Genomic DNA, 19,575 nt, shown 5'->3' with positions numbered 1-19,575 from the left:
ACTCACTTCCTAGAGGCGTTACCTTCAGTAACTGGGGATCATCAGACAATCATCGGATGTATCTATAGACATTGCCAGCAGGTCCTGTATATTTCTCGTACCAGCAACCATTATTCATCCGATCTATCTGTTCTGTACAGGATCAAGGCTACAAGACCGTGGTCGACAAGACTGCGATCTAAGGGGAACCATGACAACCATTACCGGATTCGACGTTTACGACGTTAGATTCCCCACCTCGTCGTCCGCCGACGGCTCCGATGCAATGAACAAGGACGCCGACTATTCGGCCGCCTATATCGTGCTGCACACCGACGACCCGGACATCTTCGGGTGCGGGTTCACCTTCACTATTGGCCGAGGCAATGATATCTGTGCCGCGGCCATTGAGCAGCGGGCCCTCCCGTTGGTCGGACGGGAAGCAGCGCAGCTCTGTGATACTCCCGGTACGACATACCGGATGTTGAAGCAGGATTCCCAGCTCCGCTGGCTGGGCCCGGACAAGGGCGTGGAACATCTGGCTCTGGGCGCGGTCATGAACGCGGTCTGGGACATGGCGGCGCGAAGAGCCGGCTTACCGCTGTGGAAACTCCTTGCCGGAATGACGCCGGAGCAGTTGGTGGACGCAACTGATCTCAGCTACCTGTCCGATGTCCTGACCCGCGATGAAGCCATTGACATGCTGGCCAAGCTTGAGCTGACCAAGCAAGAACGCATCGATCAGCTGGAGCGGACCGGATATCCCTGCTACACAACGTCCGCCGGCTGGCTCGGCTATTCAGACGATAAGCTCCGGCGGTTGTGCCAGGAGGCCGTCGATGAAGGCTACCGACACATCAAACTAAAAGTCGGTGCCAATCTCGAGGACGACATTCGCCGGCTTGGCATCGCCCGGGAAGTTATTGGTCCCGATGCCTACCTCATGATCGACGCCAACCAGGTTTGGGACGTCCCGGAAGCGATCGCCTGGGTCCGCGAACTGGCCCGGTTCAACCCACTGTGGATCGAAGAACCCACCAGTCCCGACGATATTCTTGGGCATGCGGCGGTGCGGGAAGCGGTCGCTCCGGTCGGGGTTGCCACCGGAGAACACGGAATGAACCGGGTGCTCTTCAAGCAGCTCTTTCAAGCCAACGCCATCGATTACTGCCAGCTGGATGCGTGCCGGCTGGCCAGCGTCAATGAAATCCTCGCCGTGCAGCTTATGGCTGCCAAGTTCGGGATTCCGGTCAACCCGCACGCAGGTGGGGTTGGACTGTGCGAACTGGTACAGCACTTGTCCATTTTTGACTACATTGCAGTGTCCGGCGATCTGACGGGTCGGGTCACCGAATTCGTCGACCACCTCCACGAACATTTCACTGACCCCTGCGTGGTCTCCGACGGAGCGTACGTCCTACCCTCCAAACCCGGCTATTCTGCAGAAATGTTCCAGGCTTCACTGGACCGTTTTGCCTACCCGAACGGCTCGTTCTGGTCCGCTACGCCCCGGGGATCAGCGGAACGGAGCAGACGAGCAAGGCGCGTAACCGAGGGAACCGCCTTCGCCTCGGTTGGATCCGGGGAAATATCGTGATCAACTACGAACTCATTCATCCGACCCTCTTGGCGGCCCTGGCGCAATCAGGTCATGGCACACAGATTCTCATCGCGGATGGAAACTACCCCCACAACACTGGCGGGCCGACGGGCGCCGTTCGTGTGCCGCTGAACCTCCGGCCCGGGCTCCTGAGCGTAGACCAGATCCTCGAAGTGCTTGGTACAGCCATACCCATCGAGGCTGCGGCGGTGATGAGCCCGCCGGACGGCAACGATCCCCCGGCAGTTCGGGGCTACAGGGAACTTCTCGGTCCCTCGGTGGCCGTGACATCCTATCCCCGGTTCGATTTCTATGACGCCGCCCGTAGTCCGAACGTGGCCGTCATTGTCGCCAGCGGGGACATCCGCCCGTACGCAAACCTGCTTCTGACCATCGGTGTGAGAACAAGTGCAGGCTCAGGACCGCGATGAACATTGTTGATTCCCATGTGCACTTTTGGGATCCATCGGTACTGAACTACCCCTGGTTGGAAGGCGCGCCGGGACTCAATAGAGCGTACGTGCCTACCGACCTGGACACCGGGAGCCTAGGTGTCGGCCGTATTGTTTTTGTGGAAGGCGACTGCTCACCCAAGCAGAGCCTCGCGGAAGTTGACTGGGTCAGCGGAATGGCCGACGTCGTACCCCGGCTCGGCGGCATCGTTGCTTCCGCGCCTATCGAGTCCGGCCCCAGGCTCGCCACGCACCTCGGGTCGCTGCTGCAACGGCCACTTGTGAAGGGTGTGCGCAGGCTCTTTCAACAAGAGTCGCACTCGTTCATTACCGATCAGGCTACGGTCGCAGGTGGACGCGCCGTGGCCGAATCAGGGCTGAGCTTTGACGCCTGTGTTCGGCACGATCAACTACCGGCTTTGACAGCCTTCGCCCGAGTTCTTCCGGAGTTGCGGATCGTCCTCGATCACATGGGAAAACCGCCTATTTCTTCCGGCGAACTTTCGCCCTGGCGGGTGAACCTCAAGCGGCTGGGCGCACTACCCAATGTCTTCCTTAAGCTCTCCGGCGCCGCCCCGGAAGCCGATCCGGACGGGGACTTCCGCAGTCAGGTCATGCCGTTCCTCGTGACGGCACTGGAGACCTTCGGGGCAGAGAGATGCATGTTCGGCAGCGATTGGCCCGTCTCCCGCGCTGCCCGGTCCTCGGATAACGGCGATGACAGCTACGGCGAATGGGCCGACATCGTCCTCAATCAGGCTCTCGAAGGCGCGACGGCGGCAGAACTGGCCGCCGTCGCACACGATACGGCCACAAGGTTTTACCAACTCGATCAGTGAAAGCGAGCGACGAAGTGAGTACGCGTACCATTGCGGGAACGAGCGTTGAGTTACCAGCCCTGGGCTTCGGCGCGGCCCCCATCGGAAACCTTTACCGGGAGGTCCCACATCGGGAGGCGGTCGATGCGGTAGTCGCCGCGTGGGACCGAGGCATCCGCTACTTTGACACGGCGCCCCATTATGGGCTCGGACTTTCCGAACGCCGAGTGGGCGAAGCGCTGGGAGGGTATCCCCGGGACGAATACATCCTTTCAACCAAAGTCGGCCGATTGCTGCGCCCGAACCCGGCACCGACAGGGCGTGACACCGATGGCTTCGACGTGCCCGATGATCTGACCCGGGTGCGGGACTACTCCCGCGATGGTGTGATGCGCTCCATTGAAGAAAGCCTGGACCGTTTGGACTCCGACCGGATCGATATCGTCTACATCCATGACCCGGACGACTACTGGGCTGAAGCCCTCGACGGCGCCGTTCCGGCACTGGCCTCGCTCAGGGACCAGGGCGTAATCGGCGCGTACGGGGTTGGTATGAACCAGGCCGAAATGCTGCACCGGTTCGTTACGGAGAGCGACATCAATGTCATCATGCTCGCCGGACGCTACACCCTGCTGGAGCAAGGCGCCGCCGCTGAGCTTATCCCCGCCTGTATCGAACGGCAGGTAGGTATCGTCAACGTCGGCGTCTTCAACTCGGGGTTGCTCTCCAAGAACAGAGTCTCACCCGATGCCACCTTCAACTATGAGCGGGCACCGGAGGATCTCGTTCGACGGGCGACTGAACTGGCCGAAATCTGTGACGCCCACGGCACAACGCTGCCGGCCGCCGCCATCGCCTTCTCCTTCCGGAATCCAGCGGTCACCAGTGTTGTCTTGGGCATGCGCACCCCCGAACAGGTGAAACGGAACATGGACCTCACGGAGGTACCTGTACCGGACGCCCTCTGGGACGAGCTGCGCCAGCGCGGCCTCATCCTCTGATCCGTGGTCCCGACTTCATTCAAAAGGAGGACATTTCGTGAGCACAGTGCTTGTCACCGGGGCGACAGGGTTTATCGGATCCAGGCTCGTCCGTCAGTTGCGTGAAAATCATGACGTTATCGCCTTTGCCAGGGGGGAAGCCACAGAAGCATCGGTGAGCATTCGCGGCGACTTTTCCGTTGCCGAGGATCTCGCCCAGCTCGACGGATACGACATCGACGCCGTTGTGCACCTGGCAGGCGTTACCGGGGGCAGCTCAGAGGAAGACGCCTTCCGTGTCAATGTGGCCGGGTCCCGCCGGTTTTTCCGGTACGCAATCGACCACGGGATAAATCACTTCGTGGTGGCAAGTTCCATCGCCGCCGCTGGTTGTCTCTCGGATGAATTTCTTCCCTCGGACCTGCCGATCCCGGACGACCATCCTGGCCGTGCCTTCGACGCGTACGGTCTCTCGAAGTCCCTGATGGAGTCCACCATCAGGTATTTCGGGCGAACCGACCCCGGCCTCGAGTTCACGGTTTTCCGCATCGGCGCTGTGCTCCCGGAGGATGCGGAACCCGCAGAACCGGAGGCCCTGCAGACAATGAACCGGCCGTTTTGCCAGATGGGGACCATCGCCGCATCCGATGTTGTCGACGCCATCGCCCTGGCAGCCACGCACCCCGTCGGCCCTGGAGTCCGGCAAATGAACCTCGTCGCACCGTTGGCCGGAGCTCCCATCCCAACAGCCGAAGCCCTGCGCGCTGTGCTCGGTGCCAAAGCCGATGACTTGGACCTTTCGTTCTATGAAAGCCCCGGCAACTCCGATGGCCCGTTGTACGCCGTCGACCGGCTTTACCACGTCTATGGTTTCCGCCCACGGGTCAACGTGCGGACAATGCGCAATTTTGCCGACGAGCAGTATCCATCTCTTCCCCAGCAAGGAGCACAAGCCAATGAAGGAGCTGCAAATGGAATTTGAAGGACTTAAGGCGATAGTTACCGGCGGGGCGTCTGGGATCGGCGCCGCAACGGTGGAATATCTGCAGGACCGTGCGTGTAAGGTCGCAGTTCTGGACTTGAACCCAGATAGTGCCCCCGAAGGATCTGTGGGGATTCACTGCGACATATCGGACACTGAGTCAGTCGATGCCGCCGTGGACAAGGCGGCTCAGCACCTGGGCGGTATCGACATCGTGATTAACAACGCCGGAATCGGGGCCCAGGGCGATATAACCGCCAACGACGACACAGAATGGGCTCGAGTACTGAACACCAACGTTGTTGGAATCGCGCGAGTGACGCGAGCTGCGTTGCCGCACCTGCGGGAGTCCCGGAATGCCGCGATCGTCAACACGTCGTCCATCGCTGCCACGGCCGGGTTGCAACAGCGGGCGTTGTACTCCGCATGCAAGGGCGCCGTGCATTCACTCACATTGGCGATGGCAGCCGACCACGTCGGGGAAGGTATCCGGGTGAACTGCGTCAGTCCCGGCACTGCCGACACGCCTTGGGTCGCCCGGTTGCTTGACTCCGCCCCTGATGCGCAAGCGGAGCGCGCCGCGCTGAATGCACGTCAGCCTCATGGGCGGCTGGTCGCGGCAACGGAAGTAGCCGCAGCAATCGGGTACCTCGCAAGCCCGCTCAACGGTTCCGCGGTGGGCGTCTCGCTTGCGGTCGACGGCGGCATGGGCGGCCTGCGGCTGCGTTCACATTGATCCGAGCCCGCATGATTGTTTCTATCGGGGATGCCGCTTCCGCAGGGGGCTTTTCCCGGCTTTACACCGACCATCGAGAGGAAGATCCTTCGTGACCTTTGAAATGCGTACGTACACATCCACCGAGGGGCGGATGGAGGACCTGTTGACCCGGTTCCGGGATCATACCCTCCAGCTCTTCGCCAAGCACGGGATCGAGAGCCTTGGCTACTGGCATCCTCTGGACCAGGATGACGTTCTGGTCTACCTTGTGCGGCACGCGGGCGACCCCGAGGCCAATTGGGAAGCCTTCAGAAGCGATCCCCGTTGGCTAAAGGCCCGTGCTGCCTCCACGGAAAACGGTGAGATTGTCGCAGGCGTTGAGTCCGTGTACCTGAAGTCGACAGATTTCTCCCCCCTGAGCTAGACAGTGCGGCGAGAAGGCCGCTGGTTTCCAAGCCCGACGGCGGCCGTCCACCTTGGACGGCCGCCGCTGCGGTGAATCAATGAAGCATCTCATCCGGGATCCGGACTCATACGACCGAAGCGCAAGTGATGGTTCAGGCGACTGGTCATTTCGGGGTCCCTCGACACATCGGTGCCGTCGATCCGGTAGACCGGAAGCGCCAGGCTTCCACTCCCGAGCATCCACACAGCGTCCATTTCCGGGAGTTCGTCCTTATGGATCTCAACGTAAAGCGGCTTGAGTCCGAGCGATGGGGCATAAGCGAAGACATCCTGCTGTGTCGTGCCCTCTAGGATCCCGATGCCGGGATCAGGCGTAAGCAATTCGTTGCCGCGTCTCATCACGACCGAAGAGATCGGCCCCTCCATCACAAATCCTTCGACGGTAAGGAACAGGGCTTCGTCGGCGCCCCGCCGGTGCGCTTCCCGTGTGGCCGCCATGTTGAGCGCATACGAAAGTGTCTTCGCGCCCATTAGCAGCCAGGGTGCCTCACTCGCTGCCGCGCGCGTCACGCCCCGTGACATCGTCGCAATGCTGACCCCCGTGTTTCGCCTCTTCGAGTGGTCGGCGGCGGCTTCAACGTGAACCCAGCCGTGCACCGTTCCGTCTTCACCAGCCTGAGGACGGGTGAGCACCACCTTGACCGATAGTTCGGGCCAAGGAGGATGCTCGGCGACAGCGGCGATAATTGCCGACGTCCACACATCGCGCTCGGGTTCTGCCATGTCGAGTTTCCGGGCAGAAGCTGCCAGGCGCTTGAGGTGCTTTTCGAGTGCTTGTGGGCGTCCATCGAAGAATGCGATGGTCTCGAACACCGCATCGCCCCTCGTCACGGCGAGGTCTGTGACCGGCAAGGCGGCAGACCGGGGGTCGGTGAATCGAACAACCCACTCACCGTCTATCGTGCAGAGCACCGCGAGCACGGCATCCGTTAAAGAGTTCACGTCAGGCCTTTCTTGGGCCGATTCAGCCTTCAGTGCGGGTGACGACTGCGGCGAAGTCAGCCAACGCTTCGCGAGCGGTGTCGACGCAAATCGACAGGAATTCGGCGCCGCGTTCAGCGGTCCCCTCATCGGGGCTGTCACTGAAACCGTCCGGGGCCCTAAAAGGGGCGGGAGTCGCGAGATGATATGCCTTCGGGCCCGCCCACCCTGCCGTCGGCAGTTCCCGGTGGGGAACAGAGGACAGGCGAACGAGTTCGGGGCGGATCGCCAACATCATCGAGGTCTCGAAAGCGCCGGCGTGGCCGGGGACGAGACCGATCTCGCTTGCGCCTGCAGCCTTGAGCCGATCGGCGGCCAGCTGGAAATATGAGCCGGAACCGGCGAAGGCCTTGCGCCGGATGCCGACGTCGCGCGCGACCAGCCTAATGATTTCAACGTTTCCCCCGTGCCCGTTCAGCAGGAACACCGAAGCGAAGCCGCTCGTCAGTAACGACTCCACGGCATCCGTCAGGGCGTCAATAAGCGTGTTCGTCGACAGGGACGCCGTCCCGCCGTACGGCAGATGGTGGTCGGAGCTGCCGATTGAAAACGAGGGGCCGACCACCGTCCCGGGCACAAGGGCGGCAGCCCGCCTTGCTACCTCTTCGACCAGGATCGTATCCGTCGCGAGCGGTAGGTGTGGACCGTGTTGCTCGAACGCCCCGACCGGAAGCACGACGATCGTGTGCGCGGCGTGATTATCGGCATCTTCCCGGGTCCAGTGGGCGAGCAGGTCCGGCGGTGTCGTGATAGTCATACGTCTTCCATTCTTAGGCGGGTGAGTGCTTCCTGGGCGATTTCCACGCCGAGCCCTGGGCCGGTCGGAACAGCGACCGAACCCTGTTCAACGGAGAGGGGCACTCTGAGAATGTCGTCCGCGTGGTAGGCGAAGCCACACACGTCACTTGCGAGCGCGAGCTCCGGAATGGCGGCAGCGAGATGGGCGTTGGCCGCTGTTCCGAGACCGAGTTCGGGCATGCTGCCGACCCACACCGCCATGCCGCTCGAACGGGCGATCTCCGCTATGGTGCGTGCCTGGAGCAGGCCACCCGCTTCGCTGAAATAGAGGTTGAGGACGTCTGCGGCCCTCGCCCGGGTGATTTCCAAGGCGTCTCGCATGTTCCAGACGCTCTCGTCTGCGGCTATCGGTAGCGCTGATACCCGGCGAAGCTCCGCCATGCCTGCCAAATTGTCACCGTGAAGAGGTTGTTCGACGAGTTCCACGTCATACTCGCTTATGGCTGCTATCCGGTGGACAGCCTCAGAGACCGACGTCCACGCTCCGTTCACGTCGACGCGGATCGAGACATCGGGACCTACTGCCTCACGCACGGCGGCGAGAGATGCCAGGTCCTCTTCCCAAGTGCGGCCCATCTTCACTTTGAGTGTGCCGTACCCCGCCGACGCATAGTGCCCTGCTTCTGCGGCCATCGCTTCGGGAGCCTTGATGTGCAGGGAGTAGCTGACGGGGATACGGTCCCTGTAGGCGCCGCCGAGCAGCTGGTGCACGGGAACCCCGGCTGCCTTTCCGCAGATATCCAGGAGCGCCATTTCAATACCCGCTATGGCAGGGGCGTCCTCACGCCCTGGAAGTAGCTTTCTCATCCGATCGCAGAGCAGGGACACGGCGCGAGGGTCTTCTCCTTGAAGGGCCGGCGCGAGCAGGCGGTTCACGTCCCGGCACAGGCCGCTGCCCATCCGCCACCAGACCAGACAGATCTCGCCCCAGCCGGTAATGCCGTTATCCGTGTCAATCCGCACAATGCCGGCTTCTGTGTATGCCCGCGTGCCGAAAGCGCTCTGGTCAGGGCGTTCGCGCGGTACTCTCAGGGGAATTGCCTCGATGCGCACGATCCTCATCGGTCGGCCTCCTCGATGACGCCGCCAACCACCTTTATCTTCAAGGCGCGCGCGAGGTTTTCATACAGTATGGCCGTTTTGACCTCATCGGGGATGTCCGCATGGACGACCGCACCCAGAATGATGCCAGGGTCGATGAACGGGCTGTCGGACCCCCAGGTCAGGCGGGTCGGGTCAGCTCGATTTCCGAGGTACTCTACGGCGCTGCAGTGGCGCTGGATCGCCGTCATGTCGAGCAGAACATTGCTCGTGCGATCGAGGAGGGCAAGAGCGTTGTCCGCTCCGAGGTCTATGCCCGCGTGACCGAGAAAGATAGTAGCGTCGGGGTATTTCGAGGCAACGCTCTCGAACGTCGCGAGGCGGTCGCCGCCGAAATAGCTGTGCGAAAGCACGGGCAGGGCGTTGGCATCGGCGAACTCCCACATCGCCCGGTAGCCAGGTCCGTCCAGAGGATAGTCTCCGTGAAGCTCGGGGTGGACTTTGAAACCGCGAAAGCCTGGCTGCCCGAAGCACCGGGCGATCTCGCTCGCTGCCGTCTTGGGATAGTTCGGGTTGATCACGCAGAACCCGACGAGGCGGTTCGGATGGCGACGGACAGCATCCGCCACCATGCTGTTGCCGTATTCGTGGTCTGCCGAGATCCCGGCGTGGTGGCTGACGCACGCGACATCGATACCCACAGCGTCGAAACGGGCGATCATACCGTCGGCATCATTGTTGGGGATCGCAAAGTTGCGGTAGTGCCCCATGTGGGCATGCCCGTCAATGATCGGTGACGTCTTCAAGTACGGCTTGTACGTGATGTCCATCAGAGGTTCACCTCCGAGAGGAGGCGATCGAGGTTACCGTGGGCGATCAGGGCCTTTTCGCTGTCCGAGACGGCAGCGGTCGCGACGTGGAAGACTGCGCCGGACGGGGTCCAGTACGGAAATCCCGAGCCGAACATGATCCGCTCAGCCCCGAAAACGTCGCAGATTTTTTCGATGCCGTTGTGCACCCAATACCCCCCACTCTCGATGTAAACGTTGGGCGACCGTGTGAGGAGCGGGTAGAGCCCCCTGTCGCTCCTGCCGCCCGGGCGGATCACCACGATCGGAAGCCCGGGGTAAGCGTCGGCCAGGTCGTAGAGTCCCACCCAGTCGGCTTCGTCACGCCGCCCGAGTTCGAAATCGACGAAGAGCGGCACCCGGGCTGTCTCGAGCACCTCACAGATGCTTCCGATCACGCGAACATCGAACGGGTACCTGTGTCCCGAGAGCGATGGGAACAGGCGTGCAGCGAGCGCCCCGCGTTGGCGCAGCTCGTCGAGAATGTCTTCGGGCTGCCAGAGCTCCCCGGTGAGCGGGGGCATGAGGGTGAGGCAGGGACTGAAGCGATCAGCCCCCGCCAGTTCCTGACGCAGCAGGTCGTTTCCGACCGCCGGGGCATATTCTTTTGCGGCGACGTGGGTGACGAGCGCCCTGGCAATTCCCAGACGGTCGTATTCCTTTGAAAGAACTGGGACGGTGACGCGTTCGGGAAAGTACTTCACGAGGGACGGCTGGCCGATGAAGGCGTTGCAATCGAAGAAGCTCAGCTCGTTCATCACGCCCCCACCCGTCCGCCTGCGATGCCGCCGTGCATCAGCAGCTTCTGGACGGTTGCCTCGTAGCGGACCTCCGAGTCATCCACGGGCCGGAAGCCGAATACCTGCCGGGCCGACGTGAGGGACCAGAATGCCCGGGTGTTGTTGCTGATGCCGTAGACGACTTGCCAGGGCACTCCGTGCTCGTTCTCGATGTTCTCGGTATCGATGCAGCGGATGAAGAGCTGTTGGGCGTCACGCTGGGAGAGCCATGCGCCCAAGTCGCGCTTGAAGCGCGCTATACCGGTCGGGAACGCCGGGCCGGGCTGAGGCGCCGGCGGCTCGTCTGCTGAATAGGTGTCCTCATCGAGGTCCCGCGGAGCGCCGATCCGGACCTGGACGACCTCAAGGCACCGCCCGAGGCCTCCGCAAGCGTAGACGAAGCCGAGGTGTTCGTAGCAAGCTTTGGACCAGCCGTAGAAGTTGTCGGCAAGGGGAAGTTCGTAAGGTTCCACGACGTCTTTGAGTCCATGGTGCACAAGCGTGTGTTCGTACCAGTCGGCGGCGTGGTTGGAGCTCGCGACGACGACGCGTCGCACTCCGGCATCGAAGGCGGCCCGGTACACATTCTGCGCCATGCGGAGGTTTCCGAACTCGACCTCGAACTTGTCGATGGCAGGAACACTGTTGTCGTAACTGCTCCCCGGTGCGGAATGTTTGTACGCAAGGTGGACAACCGTGTCGACGCCCTCGAAAAGAACCGTCAATTCGGCAGGGTCCGATTCAAAAAGGTCAACAACTTCGATGTCCTCGCCGCCAGGATCCGCGACATCAACAAGGCGCAAGCGGTAGCGATCCCGAAGGGCCGGAACTATCTGTCGCCCCATGTAGCCGGTGGCACCGGTGACAAGTACTACGGGACGATGTGCAGACTCAGTCGACATTTTCGCTTCTTCTCTTCATCTCGGGTCAGCGGATTTCTTTTCGCCAGGGGTCTATCGCAGAATACGATATATCAGATACAGTGTCTAGCATGCGTTATACGAAGCCGCTGTTGGAACGAAGTCAAAACGAACGAGGAACGGAGTAATCAGTGACCATTCCCCAGTTACTGCCCTTGGGCACGAGGCCCGAAAGTCTGTCGAGTCTTGTGCTCGAACAGATCAAGTCGGCGATCGTGAATAAGGAGCTGGCTCCAGGAACGAAGATTTCAGAAGCGTCCCTCGCGGCCCAGCTGCAGGTGAGCAAGACCCCTGTTCGCGAAGCCCTATTGAGGCTGAGGCACATCGGCCTTGTCTCGCCCAACGGCTCTGGACTGCAGGTCGTGCAGCCTTCGCGTGAATCGATCCGCGAGGCGTATGAACTGAGGGCCAGCTTGGAGCGCGCGTCGGCGCGCTTTGCGTCAACGCGCCGCACGGACAATGAGATGCTTCTCCTTGCCGAGTTCGCAGAAGGTTCGCTCACAAAGACCCTTGCCGGAGACGCTCAGGGCTTCAGGGAGTTTGACGCCCAGTTCCATCGCCAGGTGGCGCTCTGTTCGGGGAACGAGCTGTTGAACACCGCGATCGACGACGCTCTCGTACTGACGTCCGCGCTCCGTCTGCGGGACGTTCCGATGACACAACATGATTCCGTGAGTTGCGCGAAGGAGCACGTCCGGATCGCTGAGGCTATCGCAAGCGGCAGAGTGGACATCGCGGGAGAAGCTATGGAGGAACACGTCGGTCATGTGATGTCGATGGTCCTTGCCGGCTTCGACCAGGGAGAGTCTGCCCGATGAACACGCCGCCGGAACTTCTCAACCGCGGACTCTGGGGTGTCATGGCGACACCGTTCACCGGCGAATCGCTTGCCGTAGACGAACAGGGTTTGCGGAATCTCATTGATCTATACCGGGAAGCAGGAGCACAGGGGCTCGTGCTGCTCGGTGTTTTCGGCGAGGGCGCACAGCTCGACGACGCAGAGAGCGCACGCATTGTTGAGATCGCACTCGAGCATGCCCCGGGCATGCGCCTCGTGCTTGGCCTCCCCGACCTCAAGACAGACACCGCGATTGCGAGAGCTACCCGACTGCTTGCGGTCTGTGGAGAAACCAAACCCGCGCTCATGGTGCAGGTGAATACGAACGACGTCGACGAGCTTGCGGCACACTTCGCGGCCATCCACGAAGCGACGGGCGCAGGCATCCTCGTCCAGGACTATCCCGTCGCAAGTGGCGTGACGATTCCGAACGATGCGCTCGCCGCCGTCGTCAACGCAAGTCCGTTCGTTGTCGGGATCAAAGCGGAAGCGCCACCAACGGCCGTCGCCATCGGCCGCCTCACCTCCCTCACTACAGTTCCCGTATTTGGGGGTCTGGGTGGCCTCGGCTTGCTTGACGAGCTCGCGGCGGGGGCGGCGGGAGCGATGACCGGGTTCTCGTACCCTGAAGCGCTCGTTACTGTCCTCGAGGCGTTCGACCGCGGCGGATTCACTGCCGCTTGGGAGGCATACCTTCCGTGGATGCCGCTCGTTAACTTCGAGGCCCAGGCCAAGGTCGGCCTCGCAATTCGAAAGTCAATATTCGTCGAACGGGGGCTCTTCGACAATAGGGCAGTGCGCCCGCCGAGTCAGGTCATGCCGGACGAGCTGATTCCGTTGCTGTCCGCGCAACTGGCGGCCGTCAACGAATCGGGGGTGTTGTGATGGAACTCGGACTGCAAGGCAAGGTGGCGTTCGTCGTCGGGTCGACGTCCGGGCTTGGGCTCGGAATCGCAGAGGCTTTGAGTAATGAGGGAGCATCCGTCGCGGTCGCCGGTCGAAGGGGCGATCTCGCCCGCACCCTCGCGGCGAGGATGCCGTCAGCCATCGGCGTCGAACTGGACCTCACTGACGCCGCGAGCCGGAGGGCCGCGATCGACCAGGTCGTTTCCACGCTCGGGCCAATCGATGTCCTCGTGCTCAACTCCGGGGGTCCGCCCGCAGGGCAGGCTTCGCTCCTGCAGTCGAACCAGATGAAGTCGACGATCGAAGCGTTGCTGATGGCACAGATCGACCTCGTCCAGGCGGTACTGCCGACCATGCGCGCGCGGGGCTGGGGACGCATCCTCGGAATCGGTTCACGTGGCGTAAACCAGCCGATCCCCAACCTCGCACAGTCGAACATTGCCAGATCGGCGCTTGCCGCCTATCTCAAGACACTGGCGGGCGAGGTCGCGCAGGACGGTGTCACCGTCAACATGATCCTGCCAGGGCGAATAGCGAGCGAGCGCGCCATATCCCTGGACGCCGGACAGGCGATACGCGAGGGCACGACGGCACAAGACGTGCGCGAGCGGTCCCAGAAGAGCATTCCCGCCGGCCGGTACGGCACCGCCGAAGAATTCGGGAGTGTCGCGGCATTCCTGAGCAGCGCCAGAGCCTCGTATGTCACCGGCGCCCAGATCCGCGTGGATGGAGGCCTGATCTCAAGTATGTAGCCCGCGTGTGGCCCAGGCCGCACTGCATTGCAGGCTCACGCAGAGCCCGCGCCCGCAACATGCATTCCACCTCGAAATACCCCCTACCAGGGTCGACCGTCCCGTCGACCCTGGGGTCCCTTGGATCACGTTGAAGCCGTGATTCAGCCCTAGAGAGGATATGACATCTATGAGATTAACACGTTTAAGAGGAATTGCCGCCCTTGGAGTGCTTGCGCTCACCATGCTGACTGCATGTGGCGGCGGCAGCGGCTCACCCGCCGCAAACAAGGCCAGTACAGGTACTAAACTCGTCGTCGCCGAGACGGTCCCTCCACAGACCTTCGACCCGATCCAGTCTTCGCAGATTGCCACCATGTATGCGTGGCAGCTTGTATACAACGGTCTCGTCAAGGTCGACGGCCAAGGCAAGGTACAGCCGGAGATCGCGACGGACTGGACCATCAGCAGCGACCGAAAGACCTATGACTTCACGATTCGCAGCGGTGCGAAGTTCTCCGACGGCAGCCCTCTGACCGCTGACGACGTCGAGTTCTCGTTCCAGCGGCTGCTCAAGGACGGACTTCCCTACGCCAAGGCGCGGTTCATGAGCCTGGCCTCTGTCGCCAAGATCGACGCGACGCACGTGCAGTTTAAGCTGAATACCCCCGACGCAGGCTTCCTGCTCAACCTCGGCAGCCCGTTCCTGATCGGTTCAGGCATCGTGAGCAAGGCGTGGGCAGCGTCTCACGACCTCAAGACCCAGGTCCTCGGCGCCGGCCCGTTCGAAGTTGTCTCCTACGCTCCGAACAGCGAACTGGTCCTCAAGCGCAACCCGAACTACTGGAACCCCAGCGCCGCTCCCAAGTACACGGACCTTCAGGTCAAGTACATGCCGGACCAGGCTGCCCAGGTCGCCGCGGTGCAGTCGGGACAGGTCGACCTGATCTTCCCGAGCGCTGAGAATGCCCTGCAACTTAAGAACAGCAAGACAGTGCAGGTCGCAAGTGTTCCGGGAACCAACACCATTCGCCTGAACATCAACTCCGGCCGCGCTCCGTTCGACAACCCCGACGTCAGGGCGGCGATTTCACTCGCCCTCGACCGCGACGCCATCGTGAAGGGCGCCTTCCTCGGCCAGGCAGCGCCGAGTGCGCAACTCCCTGGATCAACACCGTGGGGCCTTCCCCTCGGCCAGCTCGCAAACCAAACGCGCGACGTGGCCAAGGCGAAGCAACTGCTCGCAGGAGCCGGCTTCCCCAACGGCATCAGCATCACGCTGACGCACCTCGCCGGATACGGGACCTACCTCGACCGGTTCGCCGACCTTGTGAAGACACAACTGGCGGAAGCGGGCATCAACGTCACCATCCAGGCCGAACAGAACGCCGTGTGGCTCGATCACCAGAACAAGGCCAACTACGACATCCTGGACAACGTCTACGCATTCACCGGCGACCCAATGTCACTGTTGTCCCCCCGTCCCGGACGCCAGGGAGCAACACCGCCTGAGGTTACCGCGCTGATGCAGAAAGCCGCACAGGACGATCCGTCCGCGTACGGTGCAAACCTGCAGGCGCTCATGCAACTGGAAGACAAACTCACGTTCCCCGACATCGCTGTGGCTGCGCCAAACGCGATGATCGCCTACGGCCCGAACGTCACATCTGCGACGCCGGACCCGACCCTCGCGCGGCAGTTCCTGACCGCCGTCGCCGTCAAGTAGCACCCCCCAACCTCCGCCGTCCGGGTCGTTGGATCGACCCGGACGGCGGAATCCACCACTTCATGGGCGGAGACGATTTATGAATACCACTGACACTGACCGGACGCACGACACAGACGAGACCATCGTCGGGTCGGGCACGAAGGCGCCTGTGCTCTCAGTGCGCGGCCTGAAGACCTGGTTCAGCACCCCCGCCGGCGATGTCCGCGCCGTCGACGGCGTGACCTTCGACGTGGCGGCAGGAGAAACCCTCGGCCTCGTCGGAGAATCGGGCTCAGGCAAGAGCGTGACGGCCAACTCGATCCTCAGGCTCGTGCCCCAGCCAGGACGGATCGTTGCCGGGGAGATCCGGCTCAATGGCAAGGACCTTAAGGAGCTCAGCCCTGAGCAGCTGCGCGAGGTCCGAGGATCTGGCATCGGCATGGTCTTCCAGAACCCGATGACGGCACTCAATCCGTCCTTTACCGTGGGATGGCAACTGGCAGAAGCGCTTCGCGCCCATGGGGGCCCCACCGGCAAGGAGGCTGAAGCCCGGATCGAACAGGCCCTCGCTGACGTCGGGATGCCGGACCCGGCCAGGCAACGCGCCTCATTCCCCCATCAAATGTCCGGAGGCATGCGCCAACGCGTTGTCATCGCCATCGGCATGATCAACAGCCCCCAGCTGCTCATCGCAGACGAGCCGACAACGGCGCTCGACGTCACCATCCAGATGCAGGTGATCGCCTTGATGAAGCGCCTGGCCGACGAGCGCGGCACCGCCTTGCTTCTCATCACCCACAATATGGGCGTCGTTGCGAAGATGTGTGATCGGGTTGCCGTGATGTATGCGGGAGAAATCGTCGAGCAAGCGCCCGTCGAACCCCTCTTCGCCGAGCCCCTTCATCCCTACACCGCGGGACTTCTTGACTCCCTTCCCCGGGCTGATCACGTCCGAGGCAAGCTGCCCACGCTGCCCGGGTTTCCGCCGGACATGGCCAACGTCCCGAGCGGCTGCCGGTTCGCTGACCGCTGCCGCTTCGCGCAAGACCAATGCCGCACAACGCACCCCGAGCTGGTTGAGATCGAGCCAGGGCGCAGCACGCGCTGCCTGGTCGTGCAACAAACCGGCAAACCCGTCTCAGCCCTGATCCCGAATGAGCCATCATGACCACAGCACCTGTCGACACCCGATCGACCACCTCATTGCTTGAGGTGCGCGACCTCAAGAAACATTTTCCCGTCAGAGTCGGGGGCAGGGAACAGACCCTTCGTGCCGTCGACGGCGTCTCCTTCAACATCAACCGCGGAGAGACACTCGGCGTGATCGGAGAGTCCGGCTGCGGCAAGTCCACTGTCGCCCGGCTCGTCGTCGGGCTGATGAAGCCGTCGCAGGGAACTGTAGAGGTCGACGGCGGTGACATCTGGGCCCGGGGGCAGGAGGGCCGGGAGCGCCGCCTGGGCCTTCAGATGGTCTTTCAGGACCCTGCGAGTTCGATGGACCCGCGGCGCACAGTCGGGCAGGCGATTGCCGAACCCCTGCGCTCGCGACGGGCCCGGACCTCGGACGACCGGATCGCCGAAGTCCTGTCACTGGTCGGACTGAAGCCTGAGATGGCTGGCCGCATGCCGCACCAGCTCTCGGGCGGACAGCAGCAACGAGCCGCCATCGCCCGTTCGCTCATCGCCGATCCTTCCCTCGTTGTGCACGACGAGTCCATCGCCTCACTCGACATCTCGATCCAGGCCCAGATCCTCAACCTCATCGTCGACCTTCAGGACCGCCTGGGGGTCTCGTACCTCTTCATCAGCCACGATCTCGCGGCCGTCCAGGCGATCAGCCACCGGATCGTCGTGATGTACCTTGGCGAGATCGTCGAGGCGGCGACCTCAGAGCAGTTCGTGGCGCGTCCGCTGCACCCGTATTCAGTCGCCCTGAGGGCATCTGCCCTCACTCCGGACCCCCGAATCGAGCGTCATCGAGATTCCGTGGTACTCGAGGGTGACGTCCCCAGTCCCCTTTTCCCCCCAACCGGATGCCGCTTCCGTACCCGTTGCCCTCTCGCGCAGAAGATCTGCGAAGAGATCAAGCCTCCGCTCGCACCCGCGGGCGACGGCCGCATGGTGTCCTGCCACTTCCCTGGAGAAGCGAAACTGACGATCCAGGAGGTGCCCCGATGATCGCCCGCATCATCACCAAACGGGTCCTCAGCTTAGCGACCGTACTGCTTGTGGTCTCTGTGCTGATCTTTTCGCTCGGAACCCTCATCCCGGGCGACATGACCAGTGTGCTCGTCGGACAGGAAGGGGCCACGGCACAGCAGTTCGAGGCGGTGCGGCATCAGCTGGGACTCGACCAGCCGCTCATCGTCCAGTACTTCCACTGGCTCGCCTCGGCCGTGCAGGGAAACTTCGGGACATCGCCCATCACTGGGCGAAGCGTCGCAGCCGACCTCGCCCAGCAGATCCCGGTGTCCGCCGACCTCGCGATCCTCACGCTCGTCTTCTCGACCCTCGTGGGAGTTCCCGTCGGCATCATCGCCGCGGTGCACGCCAACAAACGGGCGGATGTCGCCGCGCGCGCGGTTCTGCTGACAATCTTTTCGATTCCCGTCTTTGTGATCGGCATTGTGCTGCTGCTTGTGGTCTCGGTGGTCGCGCCTGATCTGTTTCAGGTGAGCTACATCCCCTTCACGGACGATCCGCTAGGCAACCTTCGCTCCATGGCCCTTCCCGTGATTGCGAACACGCTCCCGTTTGCGGCTATGACGATGCAACTCACCCGCAGTGCCATGCTCGAGGTGCTCCGGAACCCGTTCATCGTTACCGCGAGAGCTGTCGGCGTACGCAGCAACAGGATCCACTATCTGCACGCGCTCCGGAACGCACTCCCCCCGCTTGTGACGTTTCTGGGCTTCCAGCTCGGCGTGATGCTCGGTGGGCTGATCGTCGTCGAACAGTTGTTCGGGCTTCCCGGCCTCGGCCGGGGACTGCTCGAGGCGATCAATAATCGCGACTACCCCGCCGTTACCGCGACGACCATGGTGTTCGCCGTCGCATTCGTGCTGATAAATGCGGTAATCGACACCCTTTACCCGATCCTCGATCCACGACAGAGGCGATGATGAGCAAGACAATATCCCAAACCGTGCGCCTGCCACGGGTCCGATCAGGCAAGAGCGGTGCGCTGAGAAGGCTTGGCCGGAACCGCGCAGCCGTCGTATCTTTCGCCGTCGTGCTGATCTTCGCCCTGCTGGCCGTCCTCTCGCCGGTAATCACACCGTACAACCCGAATGTCGGCAATGTGGTCGAAAGCCTGGCGTCGCCGTCGGCGGCTCATTGGCTCGGCACCGACGACATAGGCCGTGACGTCTTCAGCCGAGTGATCGACGCATCGAAGATCGCCATGACGGTGTCGCTGCTGTCAGTAGGCATCGCCCTGGTGATCGGACTCGTCCTCGGTGTCATCGCCGGGTACACGGGCGGCGCCGTCGACGGCCTAATCAACCGATCGCAGGACGTCATGTTCGCATTCCCCGAGCTGCTTCTCGCGATTATCATCGTCGCGGTCATGGGCCCCAGCCTTTTGAACGCCTCGTTCGCGATCTCGCTGCTCTACATTCCACGATTCGTGCGGCTCAGTCGCTCAGCAACACTGCAGATCAAGACGAGCGAGTTCCTCGACGCGGCAAGGCTGGCAGGCGTCGGGCCACTCAGGATCCTTTGGACCCACGTCGTGCCGAACGTCTTTCCCTCTGTCATCGTGCTCGCCGCGCTGAGTATGTCGACTGCCCAGCTCGCCTATGCTTCGCTGGCCTTCCTCGGCCTGGGAGTAAGTCCTCCCCAGGCCGACTGGGGAGGGATGCTGTCGACCGGGCGCAACTTCATCACGGTGGCGCCGTGGCTGGTGCTCGGGCCGAGCGTCGCGGTGGTTGCACTCGTGCTCGCCTTCAACGTGCTCGGCGACGCCGTTCGTGACGTACTTGATCCGCGCAGCGAGAGTACTCGCGGCGCCGGGGTACCAACAGTCTGAT

General features: G+C 62.4%; 21 protein-coding genes. 15 read left to right on the top strand and 6 right to left on the bottom strand.

The genetic code is table 11. The annotated features are described in order from the left end of the window. The first annotated feature begins 190 nt into the window (after positions 1-190). The 7 genes from AB0O52_RS08130 (at position 191) to AB0O52_RS08100 (ending at position 5,953) form a co-directional block, all read left to right on the top strand. Complete coding sequence (locus AB0O52_RS08130) at positions 191-1,576, top strand: L-fuconate dehydratase (RefSeq protein WP_364535897.1); 1,386 nt, start codon at positions 191-193, stop codon at positions 1,574-1,576. Next, the gene (locus tag AB0O52_RS08125) at positions 1,573-2,010 is read left to right on the top strand and encodes an RbsD/FucU family protein (RefSeq protein ID WP_364535894.1); all 438 of its coding nucleotides are present in this window, start codon (positions 1,573-1,575) and stop codon (positions 2,008-2,010) included. The genes AB0O52_RS08130 and AB0O52_RS08125 overlap by 4 nt, the downstream gene beginning before the upstream one ends. Continuing rightward, a complete protein-coding gene (locus tag AB0O52_RS08120) occupies positions 2,007-2,870 on the top strand; it encodes an amidohydrolase family protein (protein WP_364535891.1) in 864 nt (287 codons plus the stop codon). Before AB0O52_RS08125 ends, AB0O52_RS08120 begins: the two co-directional genes overlap by 4 nt. A gap of 14 nt (positions 2,871-2,884) precedes the next feature. After that, positions 2,885-3,850 (top strand): aldo/keto reductase, encoded by a 966-nt coding sequence (locus AB0O52_RS08115; protein ID WP_364535888.1) that lies wholly within the window; start codon positions 2,885-2,887, stop codon positions 3,848-3,850. 37 nt (positions 3,851-3,887) lie between these two features. Next, complete coding sequence (locus AB0O52_RS08110) at positions 3,888-4,811, top strand: NAD(P)-dependent oxidoreductase (protein ID WP_364535885.1); 924 nt, start codon at positions 3,888-3,890, stop codon at positions 4,809-4,811. Beyond that, positions 4,801-5,547: an SDR family oxidoreductase gene (locus AB0O52_RS08105; RefSeq protein ID WP_364535882.1), complete on the top strand. Its 747-nt coding sequence runs from the start codon at positions 4,801-4,803 to the stop codon at positions 5,545-5,547. Before AB0O52_RS08110 ends, AB0O52_RS08105 begins: the two co-directional genes overlap by 11 nt. A 91-nt stretch (positions 5,548-5,638) precedes the next feature. Beyond that, positions 5,639-5,953 (top strand): NIPSNAP family protein, encoded by a 315-nt coding sequence (locus AB0O52_RS08100; protein WP_364535879.1) that lies wholly within the window; start codon positions 5,639-5,641, stop codon positions 5,951-5,953. Between the two features lie 89 nt (positions 5,954-6,042). Here the strand turns inward: AB0O52_RS08100 and AB0O52_RS08095 are convergent, their stop codons facing one another. Genes AB0O52_RS08095 through AB0O52_RS08070 form a run of 6 tightly spaced genes read right to left on the bottom strand, consistent with a single transcriptional unit; the run spans position 6,043 to position 11,343 of the window. Further along, complete coding sequence (locus tag AB0O52_RS08095) at positions 6,043-6,936, bottom strand: aminotransferase class IV (protein ID WP_364535876.1); 894 nt, start codon at positions 6,934-6,936, stop codon at positions 6,043-6,045. A 22-nt stretch (positions 6,937-6,958) separates the two neighbouring features. Next, positions 6,959-7,732: a creatininase family protein gene (locus AB0O52_RS08090; protein ID WP_364535873.1), complete on the bottom strand. Its 774-nt coding sequence runs from the start codon at positions 7,730-7,732 to the stop codon at positions 6,959-6,961. Continuing rightward, positions 7,729-8,835, bottom strand: a complete 1,107-nt coding sequence (locus AB0O52_RS08085) for an enolase C-terminal domain-like protein (protein ID WP_364535870.1) — start codon at positions 8,833-8,835, stop codon at positions 7,729-7,731. Before AB0O52_RS08085 ends, AB0O52_RS08090 begins: the two co-directional genes overlap by 4 nt. Next, positions 8,832-9,644 carry an amidohydrolase family protein gene (locus AB0O52_RS08080; RefSeq protein ID WP_364535867.1) on the bottom strand — a complete coding sequence of 271 codons (813 nt, stop codon included), beginning with the start codon at positions 9,642-9,644 and terminating at the stop codon, positions 8,832-8,834. The genes AB0O52_RS08085 and AB0O52_RS08080 overlap by 4 nt, the downstream gene beginning before the upstream one ends. Further along, on the bottom strand, positions 9,644-10,420 hold the full coding sequence (locus AB0O52_RS08075; protein ID WP_364535865.1) for an amidohydrolase family protein: 777 nt from the start codon (positions 10,418-10,420) through the stop codon (positions 9,644-9,646). The genes AB0O52_RS08080 and AB0O52_RS08075 overlap by 1 nt, the downstream gene beginning before the upstream one ends. Then, on the bottom strand, positions 10,420-11,343 hold the full coding sequence (locus AB0O52_RS08070; protein ID WP_364535862.1) for an NAD(P)-dependent oxidoreductase: 924 nt from the start codon (positions 11,341-11,343) through the stop codon (positions 10,420-10,422). Before AB0O52_RS08070 ends, AB0O52_RS08075 begins: the two co-directional genes overlap by 1 nt. Positions 11,344-11,492: 149 nt before the next feature. On the opposite strand from AB0O52_RS08070, the gene AB0O52_RS08065 reads away from it, so the two are divergent. The 8 genes from AB0O52_RS08065 (at position 11,493) to AB0O52_RS08030 (ending at position 19,574) form a co-directional block, all read left to right on the top strand. Then, entirely contained in the window at positions 11,493-12,179 is a 687-nt protein-coding gene (locus AB0O52_RS08065; protein ID WP_364535860.1) for a GntR family transcriptional regulator, read from the top strand. Beyond that, complete coding sequence (locus AB0O52_RS08060) at positions 12,176-13,084, top strand: dihydrodipicolinate synthase family protein (protein ID WP_364535857.1); 909 nt, start codon at positions 12,176-12,178, stop codon at positions 13,082-13,084. Before AB0O52_RS08065 ends, AB0O52_RS08060 begins: the two co-directional genes overlap by 4 nt. Continuing rightward, entirely contained in the window at positions 13,084-13,857 is a 774-nt protein-coding gene (locus AB0O52_RS08055) for an SDR family oxidoreductase (RefSeq protein ID WP_364535854.1), read from the top strand. Before AB0O52_RS08060 ends, AB0O52_RS08055 begins: the two co-directional genes overlap by 1 nt. A 169-nt stretch (positions 13,858-14,026) precedes the next feature. Next, the gene (locus tag AB0O52_RS08050; RefSeq protein WP_364535851.1) at positions 14,027-15,562 is read left to right on the top strand and encodes an ABC transporter substrate-binding protein; all 1,536 of its coding nucleotides are present in this window, start codon (positions 14,027-14,029) and stop codon (positions 15,560-15,562) included. A gap of 79 nt (positions 15,563-15,641) precedes the next feature. Continuing rightward, positions 15,642-16,712: an ABC transporter ATP-binding protein gene (locus tag AB0O52_RS08045; RefSeq protein ID WP_364535848.1), complete on the top strand. Its 1,071-nt coding sequence runs from the start codon at positions 15,642-15,644 to the stop codon at positions 16,710-16,712. After that, a complete protein-coding gene (locus tag AB0O52_RS08040; RefSeq protein WP_364535845.1) occupies positions 16,709-17,722 on the top strand; it encodes an ABC transporter ATP-binding protein in 1,014 nt (337 codons plus the stop codon). The genes AB0O52_RS08045 and AB0O52_RS08040 overlap by 4 nt, the downstream gene beginning before the upstream one ends. Next, positions 17,719-18,666, top strand: coding sequence for an ABC transporter permease (locus AB0O52_RS08035; protein WP_364535842.1), 948 nt, complete (start codon positions 17,719-17,721; stop codon positions 18,664-18,666). The genes AB0O52_RS08040 and AB0O52_RS08035 overlap by 4 nt, the downstream gene beginning before the upstream one ends. Further along, positions 18,666-19,574 carry an ABC transporter permease gene (locus AB0O52_RS08030; protein WP_364535840.1) on the top strand — a complete coding sequence of 303 codons (909 nt, stop codon included), beginning with the start codon at positions 18,666-18,668 and terminating at the stop codon, positions 19,572-19,574. Before AB0O52_RS08035 ends, AB0O52_RS08030 begins: the two co-directional genes overlap by 1 nt. Position 19,575: the final 1 nt, after the last annotated feature.

It is taken from the genome of Arthrobacter sp. NPDC080073 (assembly GCF_040686575.1).
In the GTDB taxonomy this organism is placed as follows: Bacteria; Actinomycetota; Actinomycetes; order Actinomycetales; family Micrococcaceae; genus Arthrobacter.
The sequence above is the reverse complement of the archived record's forward strand: the minus strand, read 5'-3'. Positions and strand labels throughout refer to the sequence as shown.

Coding starts and splice junctions, on each gene's coding strand:
- AB0O52_RS08070 (WP_364535862.1), bottom strand. CDS start 11,343: ATGTCGACTGAGTCTGCACATCGTCCCGTAGTACTTGTCACCGGTGCC.
- AB0O52_RS08045 (WP_364535848.1), top strand. CDS start 15,642: ATGAATACCACTGACACTGACCGGACGCACGACACAGACGAGACCATC.
- AB0O52_RS08035 (WP_364535842.1), top strand. CDS start 17,719: ATGATCGCCCGCATCATCACCAAACGGGTCCTCAGCTTAGCGACCGTA.
- AB0O52_RS08075 (WP_364535865.1), bottom strand. CDS start 10,420: ATGAACGAGCTGAGCTTCTTCGATTGCAACGCCTTCATCGGCCAGCCG.
- AB0O52_RS08080 (WP_364535867.1), bottom strand. CDS start 9,644: ATGGACATCACGTACAAGCCGTACTTGAAGACGTCACCGATCATTGAC.
- AB0O52_RS08030 (WP_364535840.1), top strand. CDS start 18,666: ATGAGCAAGACAATATCCCAAACCGTGCGCCTGCCACGGGTCCGATCA.
- AB0O52_RS08120 (WP_364535891.1), top strand. CDS start 2,007: ATGAACATTGTTGATTCCCATGTGCACTTTTGGGATCCATCGGTACTG.
- AB0O52_RS08085 (WP_364535870.1), bottom strand. CDS start 8,835: ATGAGGATCGTGCGCATCGAGGCAATTCCCCTGAGAGTACCGCGCGAA.
- AB0O52_RS08040 (WP_364535845.1), top strand. CDS start 16,709: ATGACCACAGCACCTGTCGACACCCGATCGACCACCTCATTGCTTGAG.
- AB0O52_RS08050 (WP_364535851.1), top strand. CDS start 14,027: ATGAGATTAACACGTTTAAGAGGAATTGCCGCCCTTGGAGTGCTTGCG.
- AB0O52_RS08130 (WP_364535897.1), top strand. CDS start 191: ATGACAACCATTACCGGATTCGACGTTTACGACGTTAGATTCCCCACC.
- AB0O52_RS08055 (WP_364535854.1), top strand. CDS start 13,084: ATGGAACTCGGACTGCAAGGCAAGGTGGCGTTCGTCGTCGGGTCGACG.
- AB0O52_RS08105 (WP_364535882.1), top strand. CDS start 4,801: ATGGAATTTGAAGGACTTAAGGCGATAGTTACCGGCGGGGCGTCTGGG.
- AB0O52_RS08090 (WP_364535873.1), bottom strand. CDS start 7,732: ATGACTATCACGACACCGCCGGACCTGCTCGCCCACTGGACCCGGGAA.
- AB0O52_RS08060 (WP_364535857.1), top strand. CDS start 12,176: ATGAACACGCCGCCGGAACTTCTCAACCGCGGACTCTGGGGTGTCATG.